The sequence below is a fragment of the Salinicoccus carnicancri Crm genome, assembly GCF_000330705.1.
GTDB classification, from domain to species: domain Bacteria; phylum Bacillota; class Bacilli; order Staphylococcales; family Salinicoccaceae; genus Salinicoccus; species Salinicoccus carnicancri.
On sequence record NZ_ANAM01000008.1, the window covers coordinates 41,249 to 66,316 of the forward strand.

30 protein-coding genes are annotated in these 25,068 nt (G+C 46.9%); 28 read left to right on the plus strand and 2 right to left on the minus strand.

Annotated features, from left to right (window positions below):
- The first annotated feature begins 10 nt into the window (after positions 1–10).
- From C792_RS0107850 to C792_RS0107860, 3 genes are read left to right on the plus strand one after another with little or no spacing between them, the layout of a single operon-like run.
- Complete coding sequence (locus tag C792_RS0107850) at positions 11–718, plus strand: response regulator transcription factor (protein WP_017548919.1); 708 nt, start codon at positions 11–13, stop codon at positions 716–718.
- A complete protein-coding gene (locus C792_RS0107855) occupies positions 718–2,415 on the plus strand; it encodes a sensor histidine kinase (protein ID WP_040608779.1) in 1,698 nt (565 codons plus the stop codon). The genes C792_RS0107850 and C792_RS0107855 overlap by 1 nt, the downstream gene beginning before the upstream one ends.
- 4 nt (positions 2,416–2,419) lie before the next feature.
- On the plus strand, positions 2,420–2,977 hold the full coding sequence (locus C792_RS0107860; protein ID WP_017548921.1) for an ECF transporter S component: 558 nt from the start codon (positions 2,420–2,422) through the stop codon (positions 2,975–2,977).
- 38 nt (positions 2,978–3,015) lie between these two features.
- Here C792_RS0107860 and C792_RS0107865 read toward each other — a convergent pair whose 3' ends face one another.
- On the minus strand, positions 3,016–3,270 hold the full coding sequence (locus C792_RS0107865; protein ID WP_017548922.1) for a ferredoxin: 255 nt from the start codon (positions 3,268–3,270) through the stop codon (positions 3,016–3,018).
- Positions 3,271–3,456: 186 nt separating this feature from the next.
- Between C792_RS0107865 and C792_RS0107870 the strand changes: the two genes are divergently transcribed.
- On the plus strand, positions 3,457–4,533 hold the full coding sequence (locus C792_RS0107870) for a LysM peptidoglycan-binding domain-containing protein (RefSeq protein ID WP_017548923.1): 1,077 nt from the start codon (positions 3,457–3,459) through the stop codon (positions 4,531–4,533).
- Positions 4,534–4,546: 13 nt separating this feature from the next.
- Positions 4,547–5,521 carry a YpdA family putative bacillithiol disulfide reductase gene (locus C792_RS0107875; protein WP_017548924.1) on the plus strand — a complete coding sequence of 325 codons (975 nt, stop codon included), beginning with the start codon at positions 4,547–4,549 and terminating at the stop codon, positions 5,519–5,521.
- A gap of 32 nt (positions 5,522–5,553) precedes the next feature.
- Here the strand turns inward: C792_RS0107875 and C792_RS0107880 are convergent, their stop codons facing one another.
- Positions 5,554–6,513, minus strand: a complete 960-nt coding sequence (locus C792_RS0107880; RefSeq protein ID WP_017548925.1) for an asparaginase — start codon at positions 6,511–6,513, stop codon at positions 5,554–5,556.
- Positions 6,514–6,584: 71 nt separating this feature from the next.
- On the opposite strand from C792_RS0107880, the gene cmk reads away from it, so the two are divergent.
- The 23 genes from cmk (at position 6,585) to C792_RS0107995 (ending at position 24,990) form a co-directional block, all read left to right on the plus strand.
- Positions 6,585–7,244 (plus strand): (d)CMP kinase, encoded by a 660-nt coding sequence (cmk, locus tag C792_RS0107885; RefSeq protein WP_017548926.1) that lies wholly within the window; start codon positions 6,585–6,587, stop codon positions 7,242–7,244.
- A gap of 2 nt (positions 7,245–7,246) precedes the next feature.
- A complete protein-coding gene (locus C792_RS0107890) occupies positions 7,247–7,822 on the plus strand; it encodes a lysophospholipid acyltransferase family protein (protein WP_017548927.1) in 576 nt (191 codons plus the stop codon).
- Positions 7,823–7,894: 72 nt separating this feature from the next.
- Positions 7,895–9,157 (plus strand): 30S ribosomal protein S1, encoded by a 1,263-nt coding sequence (rpsA, locus tag C792_RS0107895; protein WP_017548928.1) that lies wholly within the window; start codon positions 7,895–7,897, stop codon positions 9,155–9,157.
- A 100-nt stretch (positions 9,158–9,257) separates the two neighbouring features.
- Positions 9,258–10,568, plus strand: coding sequence for a ribosome biogenesis GTPase Der (der, locus tag C792_RS0107900; protein ID WP_017548929.1), 1,311 nt, complete (start codon positions 9,258–9,260; stop codon positions 10,566–10,568).
- Between the two features lie 12 nt (positions 10,569–10,580).
- A complete protein-coding gene (locus C792_RS0107905; RefSeq protein WP_017548930.1) occupies positions 10,581–11,639 on the plus strand; it encodes an NAD(P)H-dependent glycerol-3-phosphate dehydrogenase in 1,059 nt (352 codons plus the stop codon).
- Between the two features lie 31 nt (positions 11,640–11,670).
- On the plus strand, positions 11,671–11,850 hold the full coding sequence (locus tag C792_RS0107910; RefSeq protein ID WP_245537528.1) for a DUF2768 domain-containing protein: 180 nt from the start codon (positions 11,671–11,673) through the stop codon (positions 11,848–11,850).
- Positions 11,843–12,565 (plus strand): hypothetical protein, encoded by a 723-nt coding sequence (locus tag C792_RS0107915; RefSeq protein WP_017548932.1) that lies wholly within the window; start codon positions 11,843–11,845, stop codon positions 12,563–12,565. Before C792_RS0107910 ends, C792_RS0107915 begins: the two co-directional genes overlap by 8 nt.
- A 116-nt stretch (positions 12,566–12,681) precedes the next feature.
- Positions 12,682–12,954 carry an HU family DNA-binding protein gene (locus tag C792_RS0107920; protein WP_017548933.1) on the plus strand — a complete coding sequence of 91 codons (273 nt, stop codon included), beginning with the start codon at positions 12,682–12,684 and terminating at the stop codon, positions 12,952–12,954.
- A gap of 60 nt (positions 12,955–13,014) precedes the next feature.
- A complete protein-coding gene (locus C792_RS0107925; RefSeq protein WP_017548934.1) occupies positions 13,015–13,509 on the plus strand; it encodes a hypothetical protein in 495 nt (164 codons plus the stop codon).
- 11 nt (positions 13,510–13,520) lie between these two features.
- Positions 13,521–14,231, plus strand: a complete 711-nt coding sequence (locus C792_RS0107930) for a demethylmenaquinone methyltransferase (protein WP_017548935.1) — start codon at positions 13,521–13,523, stop codon at positions 14,229–14,231.
- Positions 14,228–15,181 carry a polyprenyl synthetase family protein gene (locus C792_RS0107935; protein ID WP_017548936.1) on the plus strand — a complete coding sequence of 318 codons (954 nt, stop codon included), beginning with the start codon at positions 14,228–14,230 and terminating at the stop codon, positions 15,179–15,181. Before C792_RS0107930 ends, C792_RS0107935 begins: the two co-directional genes overlap by 4 nt.
- 61 nt (positions 15,182–15,242) lie before the next feature.
- Complete coding sequence (ndk, locus tag C792_RS0107940) at positions 15,243–15,689, plus strand: nucleoside-diphosphate kinase (protein WP_017548937.1); 447 nt, start codon at positions 15,243–15,245, stop codon at positions 15,687–15,689.
- A gap of 71 nt (positions 15,690–15,760) precedes the next feature.
- Complete coding sequence (aroC, locus tag C792_RS0107945) at positions 15,761–16,927, plus strand: chorismate synthase (RefSeq protein WP_017548938.1); 1,167 nt, start codon at positions 15,761–15,763, stop codon at positions 16,925–16,927.
- A gap of 3 nt (positions 16,928–16,930) precedes the next feature.
- The gene (locus tag C792_RS0107950) at positions 16,931–17,980 is read left to right on the plus strand and encodes a 3-dehydroquinate synthase (RefSeq protein WP_017548939.1); all 1,050 of its coding nucleotides are present in this window, start codon (positions 16,931–16,933) and stop codon (positions 17,978–17,980) included.
- Positions 17,977–19,263 (plus strand): 3-phosphoshikimate 1-carboxyvinyltransferase, encoded by a 1,287-nt coding sequence (aroA, locus tag C792_RS0107955; RefSeq protein WP_017548940.1) that lies wholly within the window; start codon positions 17,977–17,979, stop codon positions 19,261–19,263. The genes C792_RS0107950 and aroA overlap by 4 nt, the downstream gene beginning before the upstream one ends.
- Before the next feature lie 2 nt (positions 19,264–19,265).
- Positions 19,266–20,537: a tetratricopeptide repeat protein gene (locus C792_RS0107960; protein WP_017548941.1), complete on the plus strand. Its 1,272-nt coding sequence runs from the start codon at positions 19,266–19,268 to the stop codon at positions 20,535–20,537.
- Positions 20,518–20,985, plus strand: coding sequence for a YpiB family protein (locus C792_RS0107965; protein WP_017548942.1), 468 nt, complete (start codon positions 20,518–20,520; stop codon positions 20,983–20,985). The genes C792_RS0107960 and C792_RS0107965 overlap by 20 nt, the downstream gene beginning before the upstream one ends.
- A 36-nt stretch (positions 20,986–21,021) precedes the next feature.
- Positions 21,022–21,429 (plus strand): DUF2487 family protein, encoded by a 408-nt coding sequence (locus tag C792_RS0107970; RefSeq protein ID WP_245537529.1) that lies wholly within the window; start codon positions 21,022–21,024, stop codon positions 21,427–21,429.
- Between the two features lie 145 nt (positions 21,430–21,574).
- On the plus strand, positions 21,575–22,075 hold the full coding sequence (locus C792_RS0107975; protein ID WP_017548944.1) for a Rieske (2Fe-2S) protein: 501 nt from the start codon (positions 21,575–21,577) through the stop codon (positions 22,073–22,075).
- An 11-nt stretch (positions 22,076–22,086) separates the two neighbouring features.
- Positions 22,087–22,761 carry a menaquinol-cytochrome c reductase cytochrome b subunit gene (qcrB, locus tag C792_RS0107980; RefSeq protein ID WP_017548945.1) on the plus strand — a complete coding sequence of 225 codons (675 nt, stop codon included), beginning with the start codon at positions 22,087–22,089 and terminating at the stop codon, positions 22,759–22,761.
- Positions 22,762–22,786: 25 nt separating this feature from the next.
- Positions 22,787–23,605: a menaquinol-cytochrome c reductase cytochrome b/c subunit gene (locus C792_RS14400; protein ID WP_017548946.1), complete on the plus strand. Its 819-nt coding sequence runs from the start codon at positions 22,787–22,789 to the stop codon at positions 23,603–23,605.
- Positions 23,606–23,654: 49 nt separating this feature from the next.
- Positions 23,655–24,230 carry a DUF1405 domain-containing protein gene (locus C792_RS0107990; RefSeq protein ID WP_017548947.1) on the plus strand — a complete coding sequence of 192 codons (576 nt, stop codon included), beginning with the start codon at positions 23,655–23,657 and terminating at the stop codon, positions 24,228–24,230.
- A 61-nt stretch (positions 24,231–24,291) separates the two neighbouring features.
- A complete protein-coding gene (locus C792_RS0107995; protein ID WP_082099083.1) occupies positions 24,292–24,990 on the plus strand; it encodes a zinc metallopeptidase in 699 nt (232 codons plus the stop codon).
- Positions 24,991–25,068 lie beyond the last annotated feature (78 nt).

A 25,068-nucleotide genomic window follows, 5' to 3' on the forward strand; every position in this document is an offset into this window, starting at 1 on the left:
GAGGGTTTGTATGGCTGAAAATATACTAATCGTCGATGATGAAGAACGCATCAGAAAACTGCTCAATATGTATCTGGTGCGTGAAGGATACGAAATTACAGAGGCGGATAATGGAGAAGAGGCACTGGAACTTGCAATGGAAAAGGACTTCCACTGCATCCTCCTCGATCTCATGATGCCGAAAATGGACGGGATCGAAGTTGCCAAACGCCTGAGGAACCACAAATCCACACCGATTATCATGCTCACCGCAAAAGGTGAAGAGAACAACCGGGTGGAAGGCTTTGAAGTTGGTGCGGACGATTACATCGTCAAACCGTTTTCCCCGAGGGAGGTCGTCCTGAGGGTGAAGGCAATATTGAAACGCTCCTCGGAAACTTCCTTCATCGAAGCTGATGCAACTGCGAAAGATGTCATTGCATATGAACACCTTGTGATTGATAATGATGCCCACAGGGTCCTTGCAAACGATACAAAGGTGAACCTTACACCGAAAGAGTATGAACTTCTTCTCTTTTTGGCAAAAAGCCCGGATAAAGTGTTCGACCGCGAGGAACTTTTAAGGGAAGTCTGGCATTATGATTTCTATGGTGACCTGCGAACTGTGGACACTCATGTCAAGCGCCTGAGAGAGAAACTGAACAAGGTGTCCCCCGAGGCGAGTGAAATGATACACACGGTCTGGGGCATCGGCTACAAATTCGAGGTCAATGAATAATGAAAGTATTGAACAGCGTCGTAACTAAACTGTGGTTGACTATCATTCTGATAGTAACTACAGTTTTAATTATATTATCAGTCATACTCAGCATTTATTTCAGGAATTACATGCTCAATTCCACAGAAACTCTCCTTGAGGAGGAAATTTCACGTGCGGAAGAAATTGTTCTCTCGAGGCATGACAATCAGGAGCTTAATGCCACATTGCTCCGTGAAGACAACCTCATCATCTATAGGGATGGGCAAATGATTTCGCAGCAGTCCGTGACGGACCGGGAAATATACTCAAGGATCATCGAGGGCGACGGTGAAGGGAACACTTTCCTGCTTGATGATATTGAAGGCCACGATTATATGGTCCGCGTCTCTAATCTGAGTGATTTTTTCGACAATGAAATGGCAATCATCAAATACCGCGACCTTGAGGATATAAATGAATCCATGGCGGCAGTCACCATGATCATCATTGCCAGCGGCTTCGTCCTGTTCCTCATAACCACATCTTTCGCTTTCTTCCTGATCAACAGGATCACGAGACCGCTGATCAGCCTGAAAGATGCTGCCTTCAAGACAGCAAAGGGGAGGTACAATACACTTGAAACAAAAAGCAGGGATGAGATCGGCGAGCTCACGCTTGCTTTCAATAAGATGAACAATGACATACAGAGCAATGTGGAACAGATCGAGCATGAGAAGAACCTGAGGGAGCAGATATTTACCTCCATCAATGAAGGTGTCCTTTACTTCGACAGCAGGGAAAGACTTATATATTCAAACAAAAAAGGGAACTACCTATACGATCATATGAAAACGCAGGCCGGAACCTTTGACAGTTTCAAAAATAATATCAGGGAGCTAGTGGAATACAGGGAACCAGCCGTCGAACGTGTGGATATAAACGACAGGCATATGCAGTTCTCTTACACACCAGTCGAACAGGATCGTGAACTGTTCGGTGTCATCCTCCTGATCCGGGACATTACCGAAGAAGTGAATACGGAGAAGATGCGCTCGGAATTCATCGCCAACGTCTCCCATGAACTGAAGACACCGATGGTCATGCTGAGCGGCTACTCAGAGGCACTGATCGATGACATTGTCACAGAGCCGGAAGAGATCAAAGAAATGGCGGGCATCATCAAGGATGAATCTGACAGGATGAACACCATGGTGAATGAACTGATCACCATAGCACGGATGGATACAGGTTCCGACTTCTTCAGCATCGACGAGAATGACTTTGGAGACCTGCTCGACAAACTCGCTGCCAGGTTCCGCCATGAGATGCAGGAGAACGGCATCTCCTTCAATATAGAGGTGGATGATCCTGATCCGGTATTCAACTTCGACTACGACAAGATCAATCAGGTACTGACGAACCTTCTCGACAATGCAATCCGCTATACATCAGAAGGTGATGATATAACAGTCGGAATCCGGGATACCGGACGGTTCAAGATCATAGAAGTCCGTGACACCGGGACCGGCATACTTCCTGAACATCAGGGACGTATCTTTGAAAGATTTTATAAAGTCGATGAGTCGAGGACACGCGGCAAGCATGGCACGGGGCTCGGGCTCTATATCGTCCGCAGCATCATACACAGGCACAATGGTACAATTGAACTGGAAAGTGAGTTCGGCAGCGGGACGACGTTCCGAATCACACTCCCAAAAACAAACGAAGAGAGATGAGGCCATGAGACAAAATAAACTGCAGCGACTGATTCTGATCAGCATACTTGCAGCCCTGTCATTTATACTGATGCTCCTGCAATTTCCAATTCCATTCATGCCGCCGTTTCTGATGGTGGATCTGTCGGATATTCCGGCGTTCATCGGTTTCATATTACTGGGCGGCATCGCCGGATCACTCATCATTGTCCTAAAAATCGTACTGTATGCACTGCTGATGGCGAGCGAACCCATCGGGCCGCTCGCCAACCTGCTTGCAGCGTTCTCTCTGATGCTGCCGGTCTATTTCATGTATGTAAGATCCAGAACCAAAAAATCACTGTTTACAGGCTTCATATTAGGCACTTTATCACTGGCACTCATGATGGCAGTGCTCAATTACTTTGTACTTCTGCCGATGTACGGCCTGATCATAGATCATACCGATCTGATTGCGAATATCCGTGCAGTGGTCACAGCCGGAATCATACCATTCAATCTCATCAAAGGCCTCATAGTCTGCCTTGTCTCATATCTCATCTATGTGAAGCTGGTTCCAAAGCTTGAAAAACTGCTGAAATGAAAAAAGAAGTGCAGCCGGGGCTGCACTTCTTTTTATGACTATTCGAATTTAAACGGATCACCATCAAACTGATCTTCTTCCACTTTTATGGAATCCGTCGGACAGCCTTCAAAGGCATCCTCCATGTCCTCAAGCAATTCTTCCGGCACAGGAGTGACACCTTTGTTGTCATCCAATATCACATAGGCGATGCCATCGTCATCATAATCATATATATCAGGTGCAGCTGCTCCACAGGCACCGCAGGCAATGCAAGTATCCATATCAACTATAGTGTATTTCTTCCCGCTCATTTTTTCACCTCTCACCATATCTTCATAACTATTCTACGGCTATCCGGACTGATTTTCAATTATATTCCGTCCGAACAGTATGCGATACAACTATTGGCGTACCCTCCATTTTATTATCACTTTAAAATGTAATGGAAACGTAATATAATTAAGAAAAGAATCATTTCAGTTTTGAGGAGAATGTCAATGAAGGACGATTTTTATAAAGATATTGAACATAAGCGTACTTCTAAGGATGTCGAAGAGGCGAAGAATGAATCACAAAAAGATGAACAGCAACAGACGATGAAACGTTCTGACCGTCATCGTGCAAAGCTTGAGAAGAAAAATGAAAAAGATAGGCAGAAACAGGGTGCGCCTTCTAAGACGGATAAAAAGAAATCTGGCCTGTTCGCCGGTTCCGGCCAAAAGCTAAATTCTTATTTCAACCGTAAAAACCTTGAAAAAGGAAAGGTTTTTTTTGCGGGAAAATTTTCATCATACAAGAGACGATTCAAAGATGAAGTCAGGGTCTCCAAGTCAAAACTTTCCGAACTTGGAAGCAGACGGCAGTCACCGGCAAAGGAAAAAGGGGAGGACAAAGAACAGAAGAAAGGGGTTCTGCCAATCCTCCTCGGCGGAGCTTTGCTTCTGCCGGTAACCATAATCCTCTTCGTGATGATCATCAGCAATTTCTGGCCGTCGGGTGATAATGCCACCGACCTTGCAGGTGCCGGTGAAGAGGAGACGGAAGAATCCTCAGGTGACCAGGGTTCCGGTGATGTAAATGAGGATCTCGAGTCGCAGAAAGCCGAAAAGGAAAGAGAGCTTGCAGAACAGCGTGAAAATGAATCAGGTTCTGATGCCGAACAGGATCTGGGTACCGGTGAGCTTGATGCCGACTACTCTGAAGAGGAGCAGTCGGAACTTGAAGAAGCCGCATCCTCTGCAATCGAAGAAAAGGAGTCAGGAGAAGACTCCGGCCCGGATACAAGTGAAGTGGAGTCTTCTGAAGAGGAGGCGACTGAAGAGCCAACAGAAGAGGAAACCCAGGAGCAGCCGACTGAAGAACAGACGGAGGAACAGGCTGAATCTGAAGAGCCGGCGGAAGATAATGCTTCAGGCGGAAGCACTCACGTCGTGAGCGCTGAAGACAACCTGTACAGGATCGCCATCCGCTATTACGGAAGCGGAAGCAGTGAAAATGTCAATAAGATCATGGATGCAAACGGTGTGACTCCCGATTCTCTGAGTGTAGGTCAGGAGCTCGTCATACCTGAATAGAAAGGTGCTAACAATGAAACACATCGAAACAATCATCATAGGGGCGGGGCCGTGTGGCATGTCAGCTGCAATAGAGCTGAAAACCCGCGGGTTCGAACATCTCATAATAGAGAAGGGGAACGTTGTCGAAGCCATCTACAACTACCCGACACATCAGACATTCTTCTCCTCAAGCGAGAAGCTGGCAATCGGCGGCTTCCCCTTCATTACAGAAGCCCATAAGCCTAAACGAAACCAGGCTCTGGTATACTACAGGGAAGCGGTCAAACATTTCGACCTGAATATCAACACTTATGAAGAAGTGACCTCAGGCAGGCGGGATGCAGACGGATTCATCCTGGAAACATCGAAGGATACCTACAGCTGCACATATCTGATCATCGCCACCGGATATTACGGACAGCCGAACCGGCTGGATGTACCGGGTGAGCACAAGGAGAAAGTCTCGCACTATTTTAAAGAAGCCCACCCATTCTTCAAACAGGACGTACTCGTCATCGGCGGAAAAAATTCCAGTGTCGATGCTGCGATGGAACTTGAGAAGGCAGGCAGCAATGTGACTGTGGTCTATCGCCGGAATGCATATTCAAAAAGTGTAAAACCATGGATCCTTCCGCAGTTCGATTCTTTGGTCAGACACGAAAAAATAGATATGCACTTCGGAACAGATGTCAAAGATATCAAAGATGGAAGTGTCGTACTCGAAAAAGAGGGGAAAGTATTCGAAATACCGAACGATCATGTTTTTGCGATGGTAGGGTATCATCCGGATTACCGCTTCCTGCAGTCATTCGGTATAAAAATAAATGAAAATGAATTCGGGACAGCGCCACTGCACAGCCCGGAGACCATGGAAACCAACGTGGAAAATCTGTACATTGCGGGTGTTATCGCAGCCGGCAATGATGCCAACACCATATTTATAGAAAATGGCAGATTCCACGGCAGACTGATTGCCGAGAATATCCTGAAAAAACATCAGAATTGAAAATACCTGTCAGGGAGTCCCTGACAGGTATTTTAATGCCTGAATATTTCTGTGAGTTCCGGACCGCTGAGTCCATTGCTGAGGGCAAGAACAAGCTTGATCCGGGCTTTCTGTCCGTTCAGGCCGTTGGAGAATATGACCCCTCTGCCTGCAAGGTCATACCCTCCGCCTTCATAATCGTAGTAACTGCCGACGATGCCGTTGAAGGAGCGGGACACAAGCACAACATCAATACCCTGATCCAGCACTTTCTGCAGTCCTGCCAGCGCGCTTGGCGGTATGTTGCCCTGTCCAAGAGCCTCAATGATCAGCCCGTGGTAGCCCGCATCTATAAGCGCATCGAAAAAAATGCCGTCAAGCCCTGCATGTGCCTTGATCAATCCTACTTTGTAGCCGAGGTCAACTTTGTCAAACTGATCCTGTTGCGCCATCTGATGGTGGTACTGGAGAGAGCCCTTGGTCAGAAAACCGATTGGACCATGGTTCGGACTCTGGAATGTGGCAATATTGGAGGTATGTGTCTTCGTGACATTCCGCGCAGTATGGATTTCATCATTGAAAACCACCAGTACACCGCGGTCTCTCGACGCGCTGTCCAAGGCTGTGCGCAGGCTGGAGATGTAATTGTACAATCCGTCAGAACCAATTTCATTGAATGAACGCATGGCCCCTGTCACAATGACCGGTTGCGGTATATCCAGGGCAAGGTCCAGGAAATATGCGGTCTCCTCCAAAGTATCCGTGCCGTGTGTGATGACGAAACCGTCAAAATCATTCCTCCTGTCCAATATTATGTCCTTTAACCCGAGCATATCGTCCATGGTCATATGGGGGGAGGGTTTCTTGACAGGATAGATTTCCTCCAGTCTGATATCGAGGTTTACAGTACCGTCCAGAGCTACAGGGTTCTCTTTATCTGATGAAATGAGGCCGTCCGTCGTGGACATACTGATGGTGCCGCCTGTATGTATAGCCAATATTTTATTGTTCATGCCACTTCCTCCTAAACGATTCATTAAATATATGATAAAATAAATTGGAACAATCAACAAGGCGGGTTTATATGAAGAATAAGATCAATATTGCAATCGACGGCCCTGCAGCAGCAGGAAAAAGCACCATATCGAAACGTGTGGCAGAGAGACTTGGATATATCTATATCGATACCGGTGCCATGTACCGGGCAGTCACACTCCACGTACTGAACACAGGGGAGGGGATTGCCGACAATCTGGATGACGTGGACATCAGATTTTCAAATGATGAGAACCGCTCCATCTATCTGAATGGGCACGATGTATCAGCCGAAATCCGCTCTCCGGAGGTTACCGCAAATGTCAGTGAAATTTCAAGCCTCAAAATGGTAAGGGAGTATCTTGTGCAGATGCAGCGTATCATCGCCGCCGAAAAAGGTGTGGTCATGGACGGCAGGGATATTGGTACAACCGTGCTGCCTGATGCGGAACTTAAAATATACATGAAAGCATCCCCTGAAATAAGGGCGGAGCGCCGACTTGAGGAAGAAAGGGATAGAGGCATTGATGTAGACCTTTCCACACTCATCCAGCAGATCATCAGGCGCGATGATCTTGATATGACAAGGGAAATTTCTCCGCTGAAAAAAGCGGATGATGCAATTTTGCTCGACACCAGCCATATGAGCATCGGAGAAGTCGAAAGCACCATCATCCGCATGGCAGAGAAAGTTCTGAAAGGAGAATAGGAATGTTCTACACTATTGCCAAAAATCTGGTAAAAAGCTATTACCATACCCGTTTTAAAATCAGGGTGGTCGGCAAAGACAGGGTGCCGGAGGATGGACCCGTAGTTGTATGCAGCAACCACATTTCAGAATATGACCCGCCGTTGATCGGGATAAGCGTGGATCGTGACATGTCGTTCTTTGCGAAATCGGAACTGTTCAAGATCCCTGTACTCGGATATCTCATTTCGCATCTGAATGCTTTTCCGGTAGAACGGGGTAAAAGCGACCGGGCGGCTTTGAAGAAATCCATCGAGGTCCTGGGCGAAGGAAATATGCTCTGCATGTTCCCGGAAGGCAGCAGAAGCAGCAGCGGCAAGCTGCAGAATCTCCAGCAGGGGGCAAGTTTCGTGGCTGTAAAATCAGGGGCAAAAATCGTCCCTGCCGCCATCAAGGGCAGCTATGACCGCAAAAAAGGGATAACCCTTGTATTCGGCAAACCCATAGACACTAAACAGCTTACAGAGGAAGGTATGACACGAAAAGACGTTACACTGAAAATCACAGAAGATATAAACAATCTTTTATTTTCTGACTAATCACTTGACAAATCTATACATTTATAAGAAGTTAGATATATACTTTTTAGTAATGTAATTGGAGGCAGGCACATGACGACAGATAATTTCAAAAACGAAGAGAACCAGGAAGAGGTTGACAATCCCTCAATCAATGAGAATGCCGATGAGGTGAACGAAGAGGTGTCCGCTGAGGATGCACAGCAGGAGAACGAAGTTTCAGCCAGCTTTGAGGTTGGGGAAACTGTCAGGGGCACTGTATACAAGATAGAAGACAAATTCGTGAAAGCTCATATCGAAGATTCTGATTTTGAAGGAATCGTACCAATCAGCCAGCTCACAAGCAAAAGAATCGAACGTCCTGAGGAAATTATTTCCGAAGACGACTCGGTCGAAGGCGTAGTCATCAAGGTGGAAGATGAAGAGGACCGTAAAAATGTCATCCTTTCCATCAGGAAGCTGGAAGAATCCAATGCTTATGATTCACTCCAGTCTGCAAAAGACAACGACGAAACGATTACAGGCACTGTAATGGAAGTTGTCAAAGCAGGTCTTGTGATTGATGTCGGAGTCCGGGGCTTCATTCCTGCATCATTGCTCTCGGATGCCTATATCGAAGATCTGGAGCAGTTTGACGGCCAGGAACTGGAAGTTAAAGTTGAAGATATCGAACCCGAGAAAAATCGTGTAATACTCAATAGGAAACGGATTGTAGAAGCGGAAAAAGCAGTTGAAAGAAAGAAACAGTTGGAAACCCTTGAAGTGGGCAGCATTGTACAAGGCGAAGTTGTGCGCATCACGACTTTCGGAGCATTCATCAACCTCGGAGAAGTGGATGGTCTTGCCCATATTTCCGAACTGAGCTACAGCAGGGTTGAAAAAGTCGAGGATGCTGTGAGTATCGGCGACAAAGTGAATGTGAAGATCCTTGATGTCGATCCTGAACAGGAGAGGATCAGCCTTTCCCTCAAACAGGCACAGGAAAGTCCTTTCGACGGCTTCATCAAAGCCCATTCCGAAGGGGATGTACTTGAAGGGACTGTCAAGAGGCTTGTCGACTTTGGCGCATTCGTCGAAGTCACTCCGGGTGTAGAAGGCCTTGTCCATGTTTCAGAAATCAGTCATGAACATGTGGCGGTCCCAAGCGATGTATTGAAGGAAGGCCAGTCAGTTCAGGTCAAGATACTCTCACTCAATGAGGATTCCGAAAAAATCTCACTCTCCATCAAGGAGACGACTGAACCCGCACCAAGAAGCGAGAACAATGAACCAAAAGTATACCGTGACGACTCGGATGATGATGGTCCTACACTCGGTGACGTCTTCGGCGACCGTTTCAAAGACCTGGATATTTAACCGTTATAAAAATGACATGAATTTAATTCTGTAAAGAGCGATGTCTATCGCTCTTTATTTTATTTTTGTGTTAAAATATATTTAAATTAGGAGGGAACCTATGTACAAACCAACCATTGCAGTGGTGGGGCGGCCGAATGTCGGCAAATCCACACTGTTCAATAGAATCATCGGTGAAAGAAAAGCGATAGTGGAAGACAGCCCCGGGGTCACCCGTGACAGGCTATATGCTGCCGGGGACTGGCTGAACTATGAATTCAATGTAATTGATACAGGTGGTATAGAAATTAAAGATGAACCTTTCCAGGAACAGATCAAACTGCAGGCGGAAATAGCAATACTAGAGTCAGATGTCATCCTGATGATTACAAACGGCAGAGAAGGTGTAACAGAGGATGACCTTTTTGTTGCCCGGATTTTGCAGAAATCCAAAAAACCTGTTGTTCTCGCTGTAAATAAAATTGACAACTTCGAAATGAGAAACGATATTTACGAATTTTACCAGCTTGGGCTGGGAGACCCTTATCCGGTTTCCGGTTCACATGGTCTCGGGCTCGGCGATGTTCTCGATGAAGCTGTAAACCATTTCAAGACTCTTGAACTGGAGGAAGAAATGGATACATCCATTAAAGTATCGCTTATCGGCCGGCCGAATGTTGGTAAATCCAGCCTTATCAACGCCATACTCGGCGAGGACAGGGTCATCGTCTCTGATATTGCGGGCACGACCAGGGATGCGATTGATACCTCATATTCCTATGACGGAGAAGATTATACTCTGATCGATACTGCAGGTATGCGGAAAAAGGGTAAGGTATATGAAGCTACTGAGAAGTACTCCGTCCTCAGGGCAAACAGAGCCATAGAACGCTCCGATGTCGTACTGATGATCATCAATGGTGAAGAGGGCATACTCGAGCAGGACAAACGCATCGCAGGCCTTGCCCATGACGAAGGCCGTGCAGTGATCATTGTGGTCAACAAATGGGATGCAGTGGAAAAGGACGATAAGACCATGAAGAAATTCGAGGACAAAGTCAGGAACGAATTCCGGTTCCTGGATTATGCACCAATAGCTTTCGTCTCGGCAATCACGAAATCACGTCTTACGACACTGTTCCCGATGATCAGACTGGTCAACGATTCCCATAAGAAACGGGTACAGTCGAGCACTCTTAACGAAGTTCTTGTCGACAGCGTCAGCATGAATCCGACTCCGACGGACAAAGGGCGCAGGCTCAACATCTTCTACGGCACACAGGTCGGGGTTGCCCCGCCGACATTCGTATTATTTGTAAACGATGTGGAGCTGATGCATTTCAGCTATCGCAGATATTTGGAGAATCAGCTGAGAAATGCTTTCGATTTCACAGGTACGCCAATTCATATAGTAAGCAGAAAACGTAACTAGGAGGGTACAAGTATGAAAATTTCTGTAATAGGCACCGGCAGTTTCGGCACAAGCCTGGCAATGGTGCTTAATGATAATGGTCATGATGTACTCATGTATGGACGGAACGGCGAAGTCGTTTCTGAAATCAGCCAGAGACACACCAACCACCGTTTTTTAAAGAATATCGATTTGAACGAAGGGATACTTGCCACCAATGTCCTGAAGGAAGCAGCAGTCCATGCAGAACTGATTGTCCTGGCGGTGCCCGTCAAGGCAATCCGTACAACCTCTAATGAACTGAACAGAATACTTTCGGAACTCGGCAAAAAAGTGATCGTCGTCCATGTGGCAAAAGGTCTGGAGCTTGGTACCCACATGCGGGTTTCCGATGTCATTGCAGAAGAGATGACATCCGGGACCATGACAGACATCTGTGTGCTGAGCGGGCCGAGCCATGCCGAGGAGGTTGCATTGAAATCTCCGACAACGGTCAGCGCCGCATGCAGAAACCCGGAAAGCCTGCAGATTGTGCAGGATGTTTTCATGAATAAATACTTCCGGGTCTACAGAAATGATGACATGACAGGTGTCGAGATAGGTGGGGCATTGAAAAACATCATCGCTCTAGCAATCGGGGTCCTTCACGGTCTTGATTTCGGGGACAATGCAAAAGCGGCACTCATTACACGCGGGCTTCAGGAAATCACCCGCCTGGGCACAAGGATGGGGGCAGATCCTCTGACCTTCCTCGGTCTGACAGGAATGGGCGATCTCATAGTTACTGCAACCAGCATGCATTCAAGAAACTATCGCTGCGGCATCATGCTCGCCGAAGGCAAAAGTATAGATGAGGCCCAGGAGGAGATGGGCATGGTGGTTGAAGGTGTCAACACAACAAAGGCGGCCTACGAACTTTCCAGTGAATACGGTGTGGAAATGCCGATCACTGAAGTACTGTACAGATATCTTTTCCATGGTATCACTGAAGAAGAGGCATTCTATGCACTGATGATGCGTGAGAAGACGGGTGAGACAGACAAGCTGGAAGACCTGCTTGATAAGCAATACAATGATTGGACAAGAGAGTGATACAATGTTTGATATATCCAGGATGAATCTCATGTGGATTTCATTTTATTCGTTAGGTGCAATGGCGCTTGCGGCAGTATTGATCTATGTCGCAAGGTACGTTGTAAAAAACAGGTTTCTGAGTATTATTATTTCAATGGTTGCATGGGTTCTTCTGATTGCCGCTTTTCTGCTCATGATTCCTGTTCTCGGGGGCAGTACCCATGCGTAGCATCAAGTTATCCATGCTCATGATAGCCGCAATACTTATGTCAGGGTGTCTGTATCCTGAATCAGAAAAAGCGGGGAACCAGGTACCGGGGGAAGCGCAGGTCGAAATGGTTCAGAATGCAGTTGACAAGTACAAGGAAGATTCCGAAGGCCTGCTGCCGATCAGCACTAAGGAAAACCAGAGGGAGTATCTGGAATACCAGGTCGATTTTGAAAAGCTGGTGCCGAACTACCTGGATGAACGCCCGTCAAATTCATATGAAGCAGGCGGCAAATATCAATACGTCATCATAGACGCGGAAGGCGATCCAAAAGTCAAACTGGCTGACCTGAGTATTACAGAGGAAGTACGCTCGCTTACAATCAGGCTGGATGCAATGGGTGAACATGTCCACCTTGGTGAAGAGGTTGGCCCGAATGTCTATCAGCTGGATCTCGGCTTCTATAAACTTTCCGACAATCCGGTTGTAACAAGCCCGTATTCAAGCTCATCACTCAATGTCTATTACAATGGCGGGCAGCAATTTGTAGTGGACTACCGTGAAGATATCGGCAGAATCATAGAGGAGAACAATCTGTCGTTCGAAACCGGTGAAGATGTCCGGCATGTTTTGTATGAATATACACCAGTGGTTCCCATCTATTCTCCCGAGGTAACAGTGGACGATAAAAACCGGCCGATCTTCATGACAAGCCGTCACAAAAGCGGCCAGTAAAGGTTTTTTTGGCATTAAAACGGTGAAATCCGTTGCAGTGCCAAGACCACTGTGTTAAAGTCAAAACATAATGATAAAATCACTTATCATTACAGTCATATAAGGAGGTGGATCTGATGAACAAAACAGATTTGATCAATGCAGTCAGCGATGATGCTGATCTTACAAAAAAAGAAGCAGGTGCTGCAGTTGATGCAGTATTTGATACGATCCAGGAATCTTTGAAAAAAGGTGAAAAAGTACAGCTTATTGGCTTCGGTAACTTCGAAGTGCGTGAACGCTCTGCTAGAAAAGGACGCAATCCACAATCTGGTGAAGAAATCGAGATTGCAGCATCTAAAGTACCGGCATTCAAAGCAGGTAAAGCTCTTAAAGATGCAGTAAAATAATTGACTACTTAGGCCTAACTTCTTCTGGTTAGGTCTATTAATTTATAAGGTGATATTTTCATGGATGCTCTTAAGAAAGAACTTGAAAACGATCTCGGAGACGGTGCAGGGGTACTTGACATACATAATAATCCTTTTTTTGATTTCTTCTCCGAAAAGGGCAGCGTCCGGCACGGCAGCCATGTAAATGATGCCGTTCTTCTTTTTAATACGGCACTTAATTTTCTGGACATGACACCTGAGGATGAAGACAGGGAACTCCACGTGCTGGCCGGGGATTATCTGTTCAGCAGGTTCTACATGTATCTTGCAAAAGGCAGAAACTATTCAGTGCTCCGGGACATGATGAAAATTTCCAAACAGCTTAGCTCGAGGAAATCAATGCTTGCCGCTTCAGGGGAAATGCCCGGAGCCGATGAAGTGAAATGGCTGCTTTATGCACCCATGCTCTACCTCGTCGAACATGGCTTTGCAGATGGGGATCTCGAAGTTCTGATTGACGAACAGATGAAAACAATGGACATCACTTCGCTCCCATACATATCCCAAGAGTAAAGGTGAATCTAATGGATAAAGAGAAAAAAGTACAGACTATATTCAACGCCATTTCAGGCGATTACGACCATATGAACAACATCATCAGCCTGAACCAGCATACAGCATGGAGAAACAAGACCATGAAGGAGATGTTCCTGAAAAATGGGCACAAAATACTTGATGTATGCTGCGGCACGGGAGACTGGACAATACAGCTTGCAGAAAAAGCTCCGGGAGCAGACGTTACAGGCCTTGATTTCAGCGGGAACATGCTGGAGGTCGCAAAAGGAAAAGTTGAAGACCATGGCAATATCACCCTGCTCCAGGGGAACGCAATGGACCTTCCGTTTGAAGATGACAGTTTCAATTTCGTCACAATAGGATTTGGGCTGCGCAACCTCCCCGATTACAGACAGGCGATTGAAGAATTCCACAGAGTACTCATCCCGGGCGGTGTCCTTGTTGTACTGGAAACATCCACGCCGAAAAACAGCATTGTAAATAGCGGTTTCGATTTTTACTTTGGAAAGATCATGCCGAAACTTGGCGGGATGATTGCCGGCAGGACAAAAGAATATGAGTGGCTGTATGAATCCACCAGCACATTTTTGACCAAGCGGGAGCTTAAAGACATGATGACAGCCGCAGGGTTTACCAATATAAAAATCCTGTCCCATACACTGGGCACAGCAGCGACACATATCGGATACAAACCTCTCGGACAGGTGGGATCTGTTTGATTAGACATAAAGAATTCCTTGCTTCCGATTTCGAAGAAGTGAATGAACTGATCAGAGAAAGTCTTGACCCCAACGGCATCATAGTCAATGACAGCAGCTATGAACTGTTCCAATACGGTGGCAAGAAGATACGTCCGACCTTCACCCTGCTTGTCGGCAGGCTGGGAGAACGTCATCTGCATGATGATGTCATCAGAGCAGGTGCCAGCCTCGAACTGATTCATATGGCAAGCCTCGTTCATGATGACATAATAGACGACAGCAAACTCAGAAGAGGGCAGGATACCGTGTTCTATGAACATGGATATCTTCAGGCGGTAAACACCGGAAACTACCTGCTCTCCACTTCGCTGGAACTGGTGGGCACCATCGAACATGAAAAACTCCACGATGCTTTTTCAGCTGCCATGAAGGATATTGTCAGCGGGGAGCTATTCCAATTCGATCAGCAGTTCAATGCGGAACAGACCCTTGATGACTATTATAAGAAAATATACAGGAAAACTGCATTGCTGATCGAACTCAGCATCGAGATGGGAGCATATGCTGCACGTGTGAAGGATGAAGATCTGGATGCTCTCCTGAAGTACGGATACCATATCGGAATGAGCTTCCAGATCATCGATGATTGCCTCGATTTCACCGGTGATGAAAAAAATCTCGGCAAACCGAAATTTTCAGATCTTGAAAACGGGCACTATACACTTCCAGTGCTCCTTTTGAAGGATTCAGACCCTCTATTCAAAGAAAAGCTCTCGGAGTTCAGGGAAGACAGAAGCATCCGCGATTCCCTGATCAGACAACTCCTCAGCTCGGATGCCATCCCGGAATCCATCCGGATCAGCGGCGGACACATCGAAGAGGCAAAAGCGGCGATCAAAGATATAGATGAACCGATACGCACTTATCTGTTCCAAATCGCAGAAAAACTTGCGAATCGTCTGAATTGAATTGAAATAACAAATTTGAAAATGTTAGAATAGTATGGAATTCAATTAAAGGAGACTTGAAATGGAAAAGACATTTTTAATGATCAAGCCTGATGGCGTACAGAGAAATCTCATCGGACCCATTGTGGAGCGTCTGGAGAACAAAGGTTTCAAACTGGCAGGAGCAAAACTGATGCACGTATCAGACACACTTGCCAAAACACATTACCAGGAACACCAGGATAAGCCTTTCTTCGGTGAATTGGTGGATTTTATCACTTCAGGACCGGTGTTTGCAATGGTACTTGAAGGTGAGAACGTCATTGATACAGCACGCCTTGTAGTTGGATCAACCAACCCGCAGCAGGCTGCACCAGGTACAATCCGCGGAGATTTCGGCCTGACAGTCGGAAAGAACATCATCCACGGCTCTGATTCACCAGAGAGTGCTGAAAGGGAAATCGGTCTTTTCTTTGACGAATCAGAAGTACTTGATTACGATCTGGTCAACAGCTCCTGGATATACTAGTAGCAGAGCATCATAAGCTGGGTGAAGAGACTCGGCTTTTTTTAATATCATGAAATAGGCAGGTGCATATAATGAGATTTTTAACATCGGGTGAATCCCATGGACCAAAGCTTTCAGCGATAGTGGAAGGATTTCCGGCAAACCTGGAAATTGATAAAGAGAGAATGACCAATGAACTGATTAAACGGCAGGGAGGCTACGGACGCGGCCGGAGAATGCAGATTGAAAAGGACACTTTCCAGTTCGGCAGCGGAATCCGCCATGCTAAAACTCTTGGCAGCCCTATAATGATTGAGATTATCAACGACGACTTCAAACACTGGAGCAAGATCATGGGCAGCGATCCTCTCACGCCGGAAGAGGCGGAGTCCATGAGACGTGTCATAACAAAACCACGTCCGGGGCATGCTGACCTGGTGGGCGGCATGAAGTATAATATGCGTGATCTTAGAAATGTTCTTGAACGTTCCTCCGCACGTGAAACAGCAGCCCGGGTTGCTGTGGGTGCCCTGTGCAAGGAACTGCTCCATGCCCTGGACATCAATATAGTCAGCCGTGTGAAGCAGATCGGCAGTGTGAGAGATGATGGCCAGTATAACCTGGCTGATATCCGTGAGTTTTCCGATAAGTCCTCAGTACGCATGGTTTCCGAAGAGAAGACCGGCGAAGCTGAGGAGCTGATTGATGCCACCAAAAAGAACGGCGATTCAATCGGCGGAGTCGTTGAAGTGATTGTTGAAAATCCGATTCCAGGTCTCGGCAGCCATGTTCATTATGACAGGAAACTGGATGCAAAGATTGCAGGCAGTGTGGTAAGCATCAACGCCTTCAAGGGTGTTGAATTCGGGGCAGGCTTCGAGGCAGCCTCCACGCCGGGCTCCGAAGTCCAGGATGAAATAACTTATGATGATGAGATGGGCTATAGACGCCGAACGAATAACCTGGGCGGTTTCGAAGGTGGCATGACAACAGGTATGCCGATCGTCGTCAAAGCGGTGATGAAACCTATACCGACACTTTACAAACCGCTTCTAAGTGTGGACATCAACTCCAAGGAAGAGTTCAAGGCAACGATTGAACGCAGTGACGCATGTGCAGTGCCGGCGGCTTCAGTAGTATGTGAACATATGGTTGCAATCGAGGTCGCCCGTGCAGTGCTTGACAAGTTCCCACACGATGACATGGATGAACTTAAAGCCGCTGTCGGGGCTTATAAAAAACGGGTCAAAGAGTACTGAGATATGAAAATCATGACTCAATACACAGACGGCAACTATGCAATCGAGGTGGCCCGCGGCATATTGGAAGACAGAATAGACGATTATACTGGTAAATATGACCAGGTGTTCTATCTTGCAGATAAAAATGTATATGAGTTACACAAAAATGGGAAGCTGTCTTTTATTGAAGATCCGATTTTGATGGAGCAGGGTGAGGCATCGAAGTATTTCGATGCCTTCAGCAATCTTTTGGAGACCCTTCTCGCCAGTGGCGTACAGAGGAATTGTCTGCTGGTTGTTATCGGAGGCGGGGCGGCAGGGGATGCAGGCGGTTTTGCTGCTGCAACCGTGCTGAGGGGGGTGGATTACATCCACGTTCCGACGACACTCCTAGCCCATGATTCATCAATAGGAGGAAAAACAGCCATCAACAGCAGACACGGCAAAAACCTGATCGGTGCCTTCCACCGTCCAAAAGGTGTAATATACGACCTCGATTTCCTGGATACACTGCCTGAACCTGAGATCCTCAGCGGTTTCGGGGAAGTGATCAAGCATGCGCTCCTTAAAGACAGGGACACAGTCGATGCTCTCATGGATGCCACAAAAGACGGCATTGAGCTGGACAAGATAGAATCATTCATCATCCAGGGTATTGAGACCAAAATGGAACACGTGCTGAGAGATGAAAATGAATCAGGCATAAGAAAGCACCTCAACCTCGGTCATACTCTCGGGCATGCCATAGAATACAGATACGGAATGCCGCACGGCATCGCTGTGACTCTCGGAATATATGCCGCACTGTATATATCAAATGAACTGAATCAGAAAGACACTTTCGATCTTGCACACTTCTACGAATATTTCAGAGGGCTCGGCTATCCCGTCGAAAAGCTGAAGACGCTGGATGCATCTGATATGATTTCTCTGATGATGAAGGATAAAAAAAATCAGACAGGCGGTCTCTTGGGGTATATCTTCATGGAAGACGCCGGCCGCGCCCACTTCACAGAAATTGACCGGCAACAGCTTACAAAATTCATAAATGATATGAAGGAGAGCCTATGAAACAACTTTTGAACAGAACTTTTGAAGGCACCTTGAGAGTTCCCGGCGACAAGTCGATCACCCACCGGTCTCTCATGCTTGCTGCACTTGCAGAAGGGCGCACTGAAATACACCTTCCTCTGAAGAGTGAGGACACTTACCGGACCATGGAAATCATGCGGGCAATCGGTGCAGACATAACTGAATCGGGTGACATATGGATTGTTGAATCCAGGGGACATGCACATCTGCATTCACCGGCCGGGCCCCTGTATACCGGAAACTCGGGCACAACTTCCCGGCTGATCATCGGCCTCCTTGCAGGGCTTGGGCTTGAAGCTGAGTTCAGCGGAGATGACTCCATCAACAGACGTCCCATGGACAGGGTTCAGAGACCGCTGCTTGATATGGGTGCTGACATCCGGCTGAAAGACGAAAAGTATCCACCGGTCCACATCTATCCAAAGCCGCTGAAAGCAATCGATTATGATATGCCGATTGCAAGTGCACAGGTGAAAAGTGCAGTGCTGCTTGCCGGGCTGTTTGCAGAAGGTACGACCGTCGTACGTGAATCATCACCGTCAAGAGACCATTCCGAAATCATGATGAAACAGTTTGGGGCTGAACTTTCATCAAAAGATGGTGTCATCTCGCTCACCGGCGGTAAAAATCTCACGTCGGCGGATGTCACTGTCCCGGGTGATATTTCATCAGCGGCATTCCCGCTTGCCCTTGCAATACTGAAACCGGGCACTTCCATTACCATCGAAAATGTTTCATTGAATCCAACACGCTCTGGTATACTTGAAGTCCTGGAAATGATGGATGCCAATATAGAAATCGAAACCCTCCCGGGTGACGGGGAAGCAATCGGGAATATCACTGCCTCGTACACCCCTGAGCTCCGCGGCTTCGACATTTCAGGCGAAATCATCCCGCGGCTTATAGACGAGATTCCGATTCTTGCACTTCTCGCAGCCTACAGCAATGAATCATGTACAGTGAGCGACGCCGGGGAGCTGAGATTCAAAGAAACTGACAGGATCCGCGCGGTTGTGGATGAGCTATCCAAATTCGGCATCAGATTTGAAGAGAAAGAGGATGGCTTCACTGTCCTGCCGGGAGAAATCGAACCAGCAGCGGGCACGGCGGTGAAAGGCTATCATGACCATCGCATCATCATGATGCTCATAATATTCTCCATCGTCTCTGACACACCGCTCAACATCGATGATACTTCAGCAATAGACATATCATATCCAGGATTCATAAATGATTTGGAGTCATTACGGAAGGATGCTTAAATATGCAGGACCAGATCTATTCCATTATAGATGAATTGAAGGCGGGTAAATTTCCCGAAAACGAAGTTAACAGTCTCCTCGCCAATCTTGAGGGGCTGGATGAAGATATGGAACTCGAATCCCTTTTCATACTAGGGGATACGCTCATGCAGGCGGGGGCCGTCAGTGAAGCGGAAACCATTTTCCAGCATCTCCACAAAAACACCGGCCATGATGACGAAGTGCTCGCCTATCTCACCGATATCTATATCACGGACGGCAGGCTTGATGAGGCGCTGAGCCTGATCAACGAAGCGCCGAAGACAAAGACGGTGCTCATGCTCAAAGCGGAAATTTTCCAGCAGCTCAACATGAATGATGTTTCCATCAGGCTGATTCATGAAGCAAAAGAGATGGGGGATGAACCGACCCTCGATTATGCCCTTGCCGAAATCCATTATCAGGACGGGGATTTCCAGGAAGCACTGAGGTATTACGGTGCACTGCTTGATGAAGGAATCGATGAGCTGAACGGAGTCAACTTCAATCTGCGCGCAGCAGAACTCCACATGAACCAGATTGAGCTTGAAGAGGCAAAGGAACACTTTGACCGCGTTGACGAGAAGTTGTATTCGAATGATGACTTCTACCGGAAAGCTCTGATGGAATATCAGCTGCAGTCATACGAAACGGCCAAGAACCTTCTCAATAAAGTTATAGAGAATGAACCTTACTATATCAATGCATATATCCTTCTGATGAATGTCCATGAAACCGAGCATGACCTCACGGCGGCAAAGACACTCCTTGAAAAGTACCTTGGCCAGGATGATACGAATCCGCTGATCTATTTTCATCTTGGGCGCATAAACTTCAGACTCGGCGGCACGGACAGTGCAATTGAGGCGTTCAAACAGGCGATTGCACTCGACCAGGACTACGATGATGCCTACCTCATGCTGTTTGAGACGCTCATCAAGTCGGATCGTACTGATGAAATAGCATCATTCGAAAATGCTCTCGATACACATGCACTCTCAGGCGAGTCACTGTATCTGCTTGCCAGGATATATCAGGAAAATGAAGAGGACGATCACGCCCTGAAGTACTATCAGGATGCACGGGAACTTATCGGAGAGTCCGTCGAATTCTACAAGGATTACTACGAATATCTGACCGAGATCAGCCATCCACTAAAATCAGAAATACTGGACAAACTGATGGAACTTGATCCTGCCAATGCCGACTGGCAGTTTGAAAAGGAGCGTCTGGAAGGTGAGGAAGATCAGCTATAGGAGAGATTTCATAGACTACGTGCTTTACCACTATGAATTTGAAGACCGGGTGGCTGTATGGATCCTGAACTTCCTCAAATCCCACCCTGTCGTATCCAAAAACATCTCCTTCACACCGGACGAGTCGGTCGAACGGAGACTGCGCATTGCTGCAGCCGGTACTGACCGGCCGACACTGGTACTTGAAAAGGGAGATATCGTGACAACCGACGGCGAGGTCATCTTCCACGAACTCAACATGAGCCAGGATGAACTGCTATACTTGGAATTTGTGTTCCCGGCAGTCGATGCCCGCTACAGGAAGGTGAAGGAGATTGAAAACGACCTGGACAAGGAACTTCAGACCATTGCAGAGGAAGCGCTGCTGAAACAGATTGACCAGGCACTTGACCAGCAGGATCAGGAGCTTTTTCTGCGCCTTGTAAGAATGCTGAAACGATCAACATAAGGACAGGTGAACGAATTGCTGTATAACCGGAAGGATTTGAAATTATTAAAAGATGAAATAGAGTTCATCGACACTGCCGTCATCCCCTTCTCATCCATGGATATGGATTCGCGTGCTCCTGTGCATGCCGGCAACCTCGAACTGCTGCAGATTGTCTCTGTACAGCTGGAAAAACAATTCAAGGGCCGTCTGCTCATTACACCACCCTTGATGACAGTAGAGGAGGATACTGTGCTTCTTGAAAGTTACAAGGAGCAGCTCCTGGCATACGGTTTCAAAAAGATCGTGGTTCTGACCCACATCCAAAAAGACCTGGGGGCCATGGACAGGATCCGTCTCAATGAAATCCCCCTTGAGAACATGAGTGATGATATGAAGATGGAAATGGTCAATGATGAAGTCAAATCTGCAATGAAATCCATCATTTCCATCTGGAACCGGTAAATTCGGTACTTTTACACAATTAACGGAAAGCCCTCTGTCAAAAGTTTCGATACCTTATTGACCGGTTTCAGGTAATAGGCTAAAATTGAACTGTCCTAGTTATATTTAAATGTAAAAGAACGCGCGTTTGAGGGGGGAAATATTAATGTCGCAAAAAGTAACACGACGCCAGTTCCTGAACTATTCCCTGATGGGAGTGGGGTCTTTCATGGCGGCAGGTGCAATTCTGCCGATGGGCAGGTTTGCGCTAGATCCATTGTTCCAGGGCGAAGCTCAAGGTTCCATGATCACTACAAGTGTCAAGACCGAAGAGATTACAGAAGAACCGGTGAAAGTCGATTTTTCTTATGAACAGCAGGATGCCTGGTACACAAGTGAAGTGACCGACTTTGTCTGGGTCTACAGAGACGGTGATAATCTCATTGCACTTTCACCAATCTGTAAACATCTGGGCTGTACTGTAACCTGGGCGGGTGATGATGCCAACCCGGATAAATTCTTCTGTCCATGCCATAACGGACTTTATGAGAAGAACGGGAAAAACATTCCGGGGACGCCGCCGAGAGGTCCGCTTGACCAGTATGAAGTTGGAGACTCTGATGGATTCATCACAATCGGCGAAATGTTTGAAAATGAACTTGTATAGGAGGGAAAACTGTGCTAAACAGAATCTATGACTGGATAGACGATCGCATGGATATCACTCCGATCTGGAGAGATGTTGCCGATCATGAAGTGCCGGAGCATGTTAACCCTGCCTATCACTTTTCTGCTTTCGTCTACTGTTTCGGAGGGTTAACATTTTTCATTACGGTAATTCAGATATTATCAGGTATGTTCCTCACAATGTACTATGTCCCTGATATTGTAAACGCCTGGAACTCCGTTTATTACCTGCAACATGATGTTGCTGCAGGTGTTATTGTAAGAGGTATGCACCACTGGGGTGCGAGCCTGGTTGTAGTAATGATGTTCCTACATACTTTAAGGGTGTTCTTCACCGGGGCCTACAAAGCACCACGTGAACTGAACTGGGTTGTCGGAGTACTCTTATTCGCAGTAATGCTGGGTCTGGCATTTACCGGATACCTGCTCCCGTGGGATATGAAGGCACTCTTCGCAACCAAAGTTGGTTTGGATATCGCAGAAAGTGTGCCATTTGTTGGAGAATGGATCAAGACTCTGCTTGCTGGTGACGAACAGATCATCGGCGCCCAGACGTTGACACGTTTCTTTGCCATCCACGTATTCTTCTTACCTGCGGCCCTGTTTGTATTAATGGCGATCCACTTCATTATGATACGTAGACAAGGTATTGCAGGACCACTATAAGAAAAACACAGGGAGGTAAATTGATATGAAACGTGGAAAAGGGCTGACTTTTGTCGGCGACTCACGAATACAGAAATATGAAAAACCAAAACTCAATCGTGACTACTCGGAATTCCCGGGCCGTACGGAAGAGTTCTATCCGGATTTCCTTCTGAAGGAGTGGATCACCGGTGCAGTATTCCTCATCGGTTTCCTTTGCCTTACAGTTGCGCATCCAGCCCCGCTTGAACGTGTAGCTGATCCTACGGATACAGGTTATATACCACTCCCTGACTGGTATTTCCTATTCCTGTATCAGATACTCAAGTATTCATTTGCATCCGGTCCTTATAACGTCATCGGTGCAATCATCATACCGGGAATCGCCTTTGGTGCACTTCTCTTGGCACCCTGGCTTGACAACAACAAAGAACGTCACTGGAAAAAACGCCCTGTGGCAGCTGCCATGATGCTCCTTTCTGTCGGTATCATCTTCTATACGACCTGGGAATCGGTAGCATACCATGACTGGGAAACACAGGATAAACAGGGTGAGATTGTGTTCTCCAACCTTGATTCCGAAGATCCGGTCTTCACCGACCTCATCCGCTCCAACTGTACAAGCTGTCACGGCGGGGAACTGACCGGCGGTTCGGGACCGAACCTCGTGGAACCCGATCTGAACGCTGAGACCGTGAATGCATTCGTAACCAACGGTACGGGTGAAATGCCTGCATTTGAAGGTCAGCTTACTGAAGAGGAGATCCAGCAGATCTCTGAATTCGTAGCAAACCTTGAAGTCACCTCTGCAGATGAAGCGATGGGTGGCACTCAGCAGGAAGGCGGAGAATCAGACACAGATTAAATAAAAACCCCCCTATGTATAGGGGGTTTTTTATTGACAGGAGACTTTTATGGAAACAGTAATCCGGCTCATTCACAACAGAATATTCCTTATCCTCCTTCTCGTATCGAATTTCCTGGGAACCATCTACGGCTACTGGTGGTACGGGGGGCAGCTTGCACAGACGGAATGGTACTTTTATCCGTTCGTTCCCGACAGTCCGACTGCCACATTCTTTCTGTCCATACTCATCGTACTGATCCTTGCGGGGAAAAAATGGGGGCTGATCGATGCACTCGCTTTTACAACCCTGATAAAATATGGCGTATGGGCAGTCGTCATGAACCTGCTCACATTCATGGAAACCGGGTTTATTTCATGGATCGGTCTGATGCTCATCGCATCGCACAGCATCATGGCATTACAGGCGATACTTTTCCTGCCTCACCTGGAAATTAAGATGAGCCACTTCTATATAACAGCTGTCTGGCTGTTCCACAACGATATCATCGACTATGTATACGGCCAGTACCCTGTATATGGAAGCCTGTCGCAATATGCGGAACACATCGGCTATTTTACATTCTGGCTGAGCGTGTTTGTACTGGTGCTGCTGCATCAGCTGGTGCCGAAGCGTAACAATTGACTATCCATTCAATTTTAAAGTAAAATTCATATATGAACAATTATTGGAGGTTGGAATACAAGTGTATATTATCATCTATTTTGTGATTTTGATGGTTGTTCCAATGCTCGCTCAGATGAATGTCAAATCCACATTTAATAAGTACTCGAAAGTACGTTCAACAAGTGGTCTGACTGGTCGAGAGGTTGCAGAGGAGATTCTTAGGGAAAATGGTATTTATGATGTTTCAGTAGAAAGAGGACAGGGGTTTCTAAGCGACTATTACGACCCTAGGAACAAAAAACTCGTGCTCTCTCCGGACAACTATGACACGCCGAGCGTCGCAGGTACTGCGGTAGCTGCGCACGAAGTCGGACACGCGATACAGCATGCCACAGGATATGCGTTCCTGAATTTCAGATCTGCACTTTTCCCTCTGGCACAGTTGGGCAGTAACTTTTCATACTTCCTGATCATTGCCGGCATGATCATCACATATGCGCAGAACAACGTCGGCGGCGGTCTTGGAAACATGCTGCTGTGGGCCGGTATCGGACTGATGGCGTTTGCTGTCCTTTTCCAGCTTGTCACACTGCCTGTAGAATTTGATGCGTCGAAAAGGGCCATGAATCAGATCCAGACGCTGAACATCGTCAATGAAAAGGAATACCGCCATGCCAAGAAAGTATTGAATGCTGCAGCAATGACTTATGTCGCGGCAACTGCAGTTGCTGTTGCCGAACTGATAAGATTCATCCTTATTGCAAAGAGCAACAACTGATCGGAATTTACAGGATGCCCATCTATGATGGGTATCCTTTTTTTATTTACCGGCACTCTCTGGTATTATTATATATGT

What these genes read in the sequence shown, in the direction of transcription:
- C792_RS0107850 (WP_017548919.1), top strand. Translation starts at nt 11, where the DNA reads ATGGCTGAAAATATACTAATCGTCGATGATGAAGAACGCATCAGAAAA.
- C792_RS0107855 (WP_040608779.1), top strand. Translation starts at nt 718, where the DNA reads ATGAAAGTATTGAACAGCGTCGTAACTAAACTGTGGTTGACTATCATT.
- C792_RS0107860 (WP_017548921.1), top strand. Translation starts at nt 2,420, where the DNA reads ATGAGACAAAATAAACTGCAGCGACTGATTCTGATCAGCATACTTGCA.
- C792_RS0107865 (WP_017548922.1), bottom strand. Translation starts at nt 3,270, where the DNA reads ATGAGCGGGAAGAAATACACTATAGTTGATATGGATACTTGCATTGCC.
- C792_RS0107870 (WP_017548923.1), top strand. Translation starts at nt 3,457, where the DNA reads ATGAAGGACGATTTTTATAAAGATATTGAACATAAGCGTACTTCTAAG.
- C792_RS0107875 (WP_017548924.1), top strand. Translation starts at nt 4,547, where the DNA reads ATGAAACACATCGAAACAATCATCATAGGGGCGGGGCCGTGTGGCATG.
- C792_RS0107880 (WP_017548925.1), bottom strand. Translation starts at nt 6,513, where the DNA reads ATGAACAATAAAATATTGGCTATACATACAGGCGGCACCATCAGTATG.
- cmk (WP_017548926.1), top strand. Translation starts at nt 6,585, where the DNA reads ATGAAGAATAAGATCAATATTGCAATCGACGGCCCTGCAGCAGCAGGA.
- C792_RS0107890 (WP_017548927.1), top strand. Translation starts at nt 7,247, where the DNA reads ATGTTCTACACTATTGCCAAAAATCTGGTAAAAAGCTATTACCATACC.
- rpsA (WP_017548928.1), top strand. Translation starts at nt 7,895, where the DNA reads ATGACGACAGATAATTTCAAAAACGAAGAGAACCAGGAAGAGGTTGAC.
- der (WP_017548929.1), top strand. Translation starts at nt 9,258, where the DNA reads ATGTACAAACCAACCATTGCAGTGGTGGGGCGGCCGAATGTCGGCAAA.
- C792_RS0107905 (WP_017548930.1), top strand. Translation starts at nt 10,581, where the DNA reads ATGAAAATTTCTGTAATAGGCACCGGCAGTTTCGGCACAAGCCTGGCA.
- C792_RS0107910 (WP_245537528.1), top strand. Translation starts at nt 11,671, where the DNA reads ATGTGGATTTCATTTTATTCGTTAGGTGCAATGGCGCTTGCGGCAGTA.
- C792_RS0107915 (WP_017548932.1), top strand. Translation starts at nt 11,843, where the DNA reads ATGCGTAGCATCAAGTTATCCATGCTCATGATAGCCGCAATACTTATG.
- C792_RS0107920 (WP_017548933.1), top strand. Translation starts at nt 12,682, where the DNA reads ATGAACAAAACAGATTTGATCAATGCAGTCAGCGATGATGCTGATCTT.
- C792_RS0107925 (WP_017548934.1), top strand. Translation starts at nt 13,015, where the DNA reads ATGGATGCTCTTAAGAAAGAACTTGAAAACGATCTCGGAGACGGTGCA.
- C792_RS0107930 (WP_017548935.1), top strand. Translation starts at nt 13,521, where the DNA reads ATGGATAAAGAGAAAAAAGTACAGACTATATTCAACGCCATTTCAGGC.
- ndk (WP_017548937.1), top strand. Translation starts at nt 15,243, where the DNA reads ATGGAAAAGACATTTTTAATGATCAAGCCTGATGGCGTACAGAGAAAT.
- aroC (WP_017548938.1), top strand. Translation starts at nt 15,761, where the DNA reads ATGAGATTTTTAACATCGGGTGAATCCCATGGACCAAAGCTTTCAGCG.
- C792_RS0107950 (WP_017548939.1), top strand. Translation starts at nt 16,931, where the DNA reads ATGAAAATCATGACTCAATACACAGACGGCAACTATGCAATCGAGGTG.
- aroA (WP_017548940.1), top strand. Translation starts at nt 17,977, where the DNA reads ATGAAACAACTTTTGAACAGAACTTTTGAAGGCACCTTGAGAGTTCCC.
- C792_RS0107960 (WP_017548941.1), top strand. Translation starts at nt 19,266, where the DNA reads ATGCAGGACCAGATCTATTCCATTATAGATGAATTGAAGGCGGGTAAA.
- C792_RS0107975 (WP_017548944.1), top strand. Translation starts at nt 21,575, where the DNA reads ATGTCGCAAAAAGTAACACGACGCCAGTTCCTGAACTATTCCCTGATG.
- C792_RS14400 (WP_017548946.1), top strand. Translation starts at nt 22,787, where the DNA reads ATGAAACGTGGAAAAGGGCTGACTTTTGTCGGCGACTCACGAATACAG.
- C792_RS0107990 (WP_017548947.1), top strand. Translation starts at nt 23,655, where the DNA reads ATGGAAACAGTAATCCGGCTCATTCACAACAGAATATTCCTTATCCTC.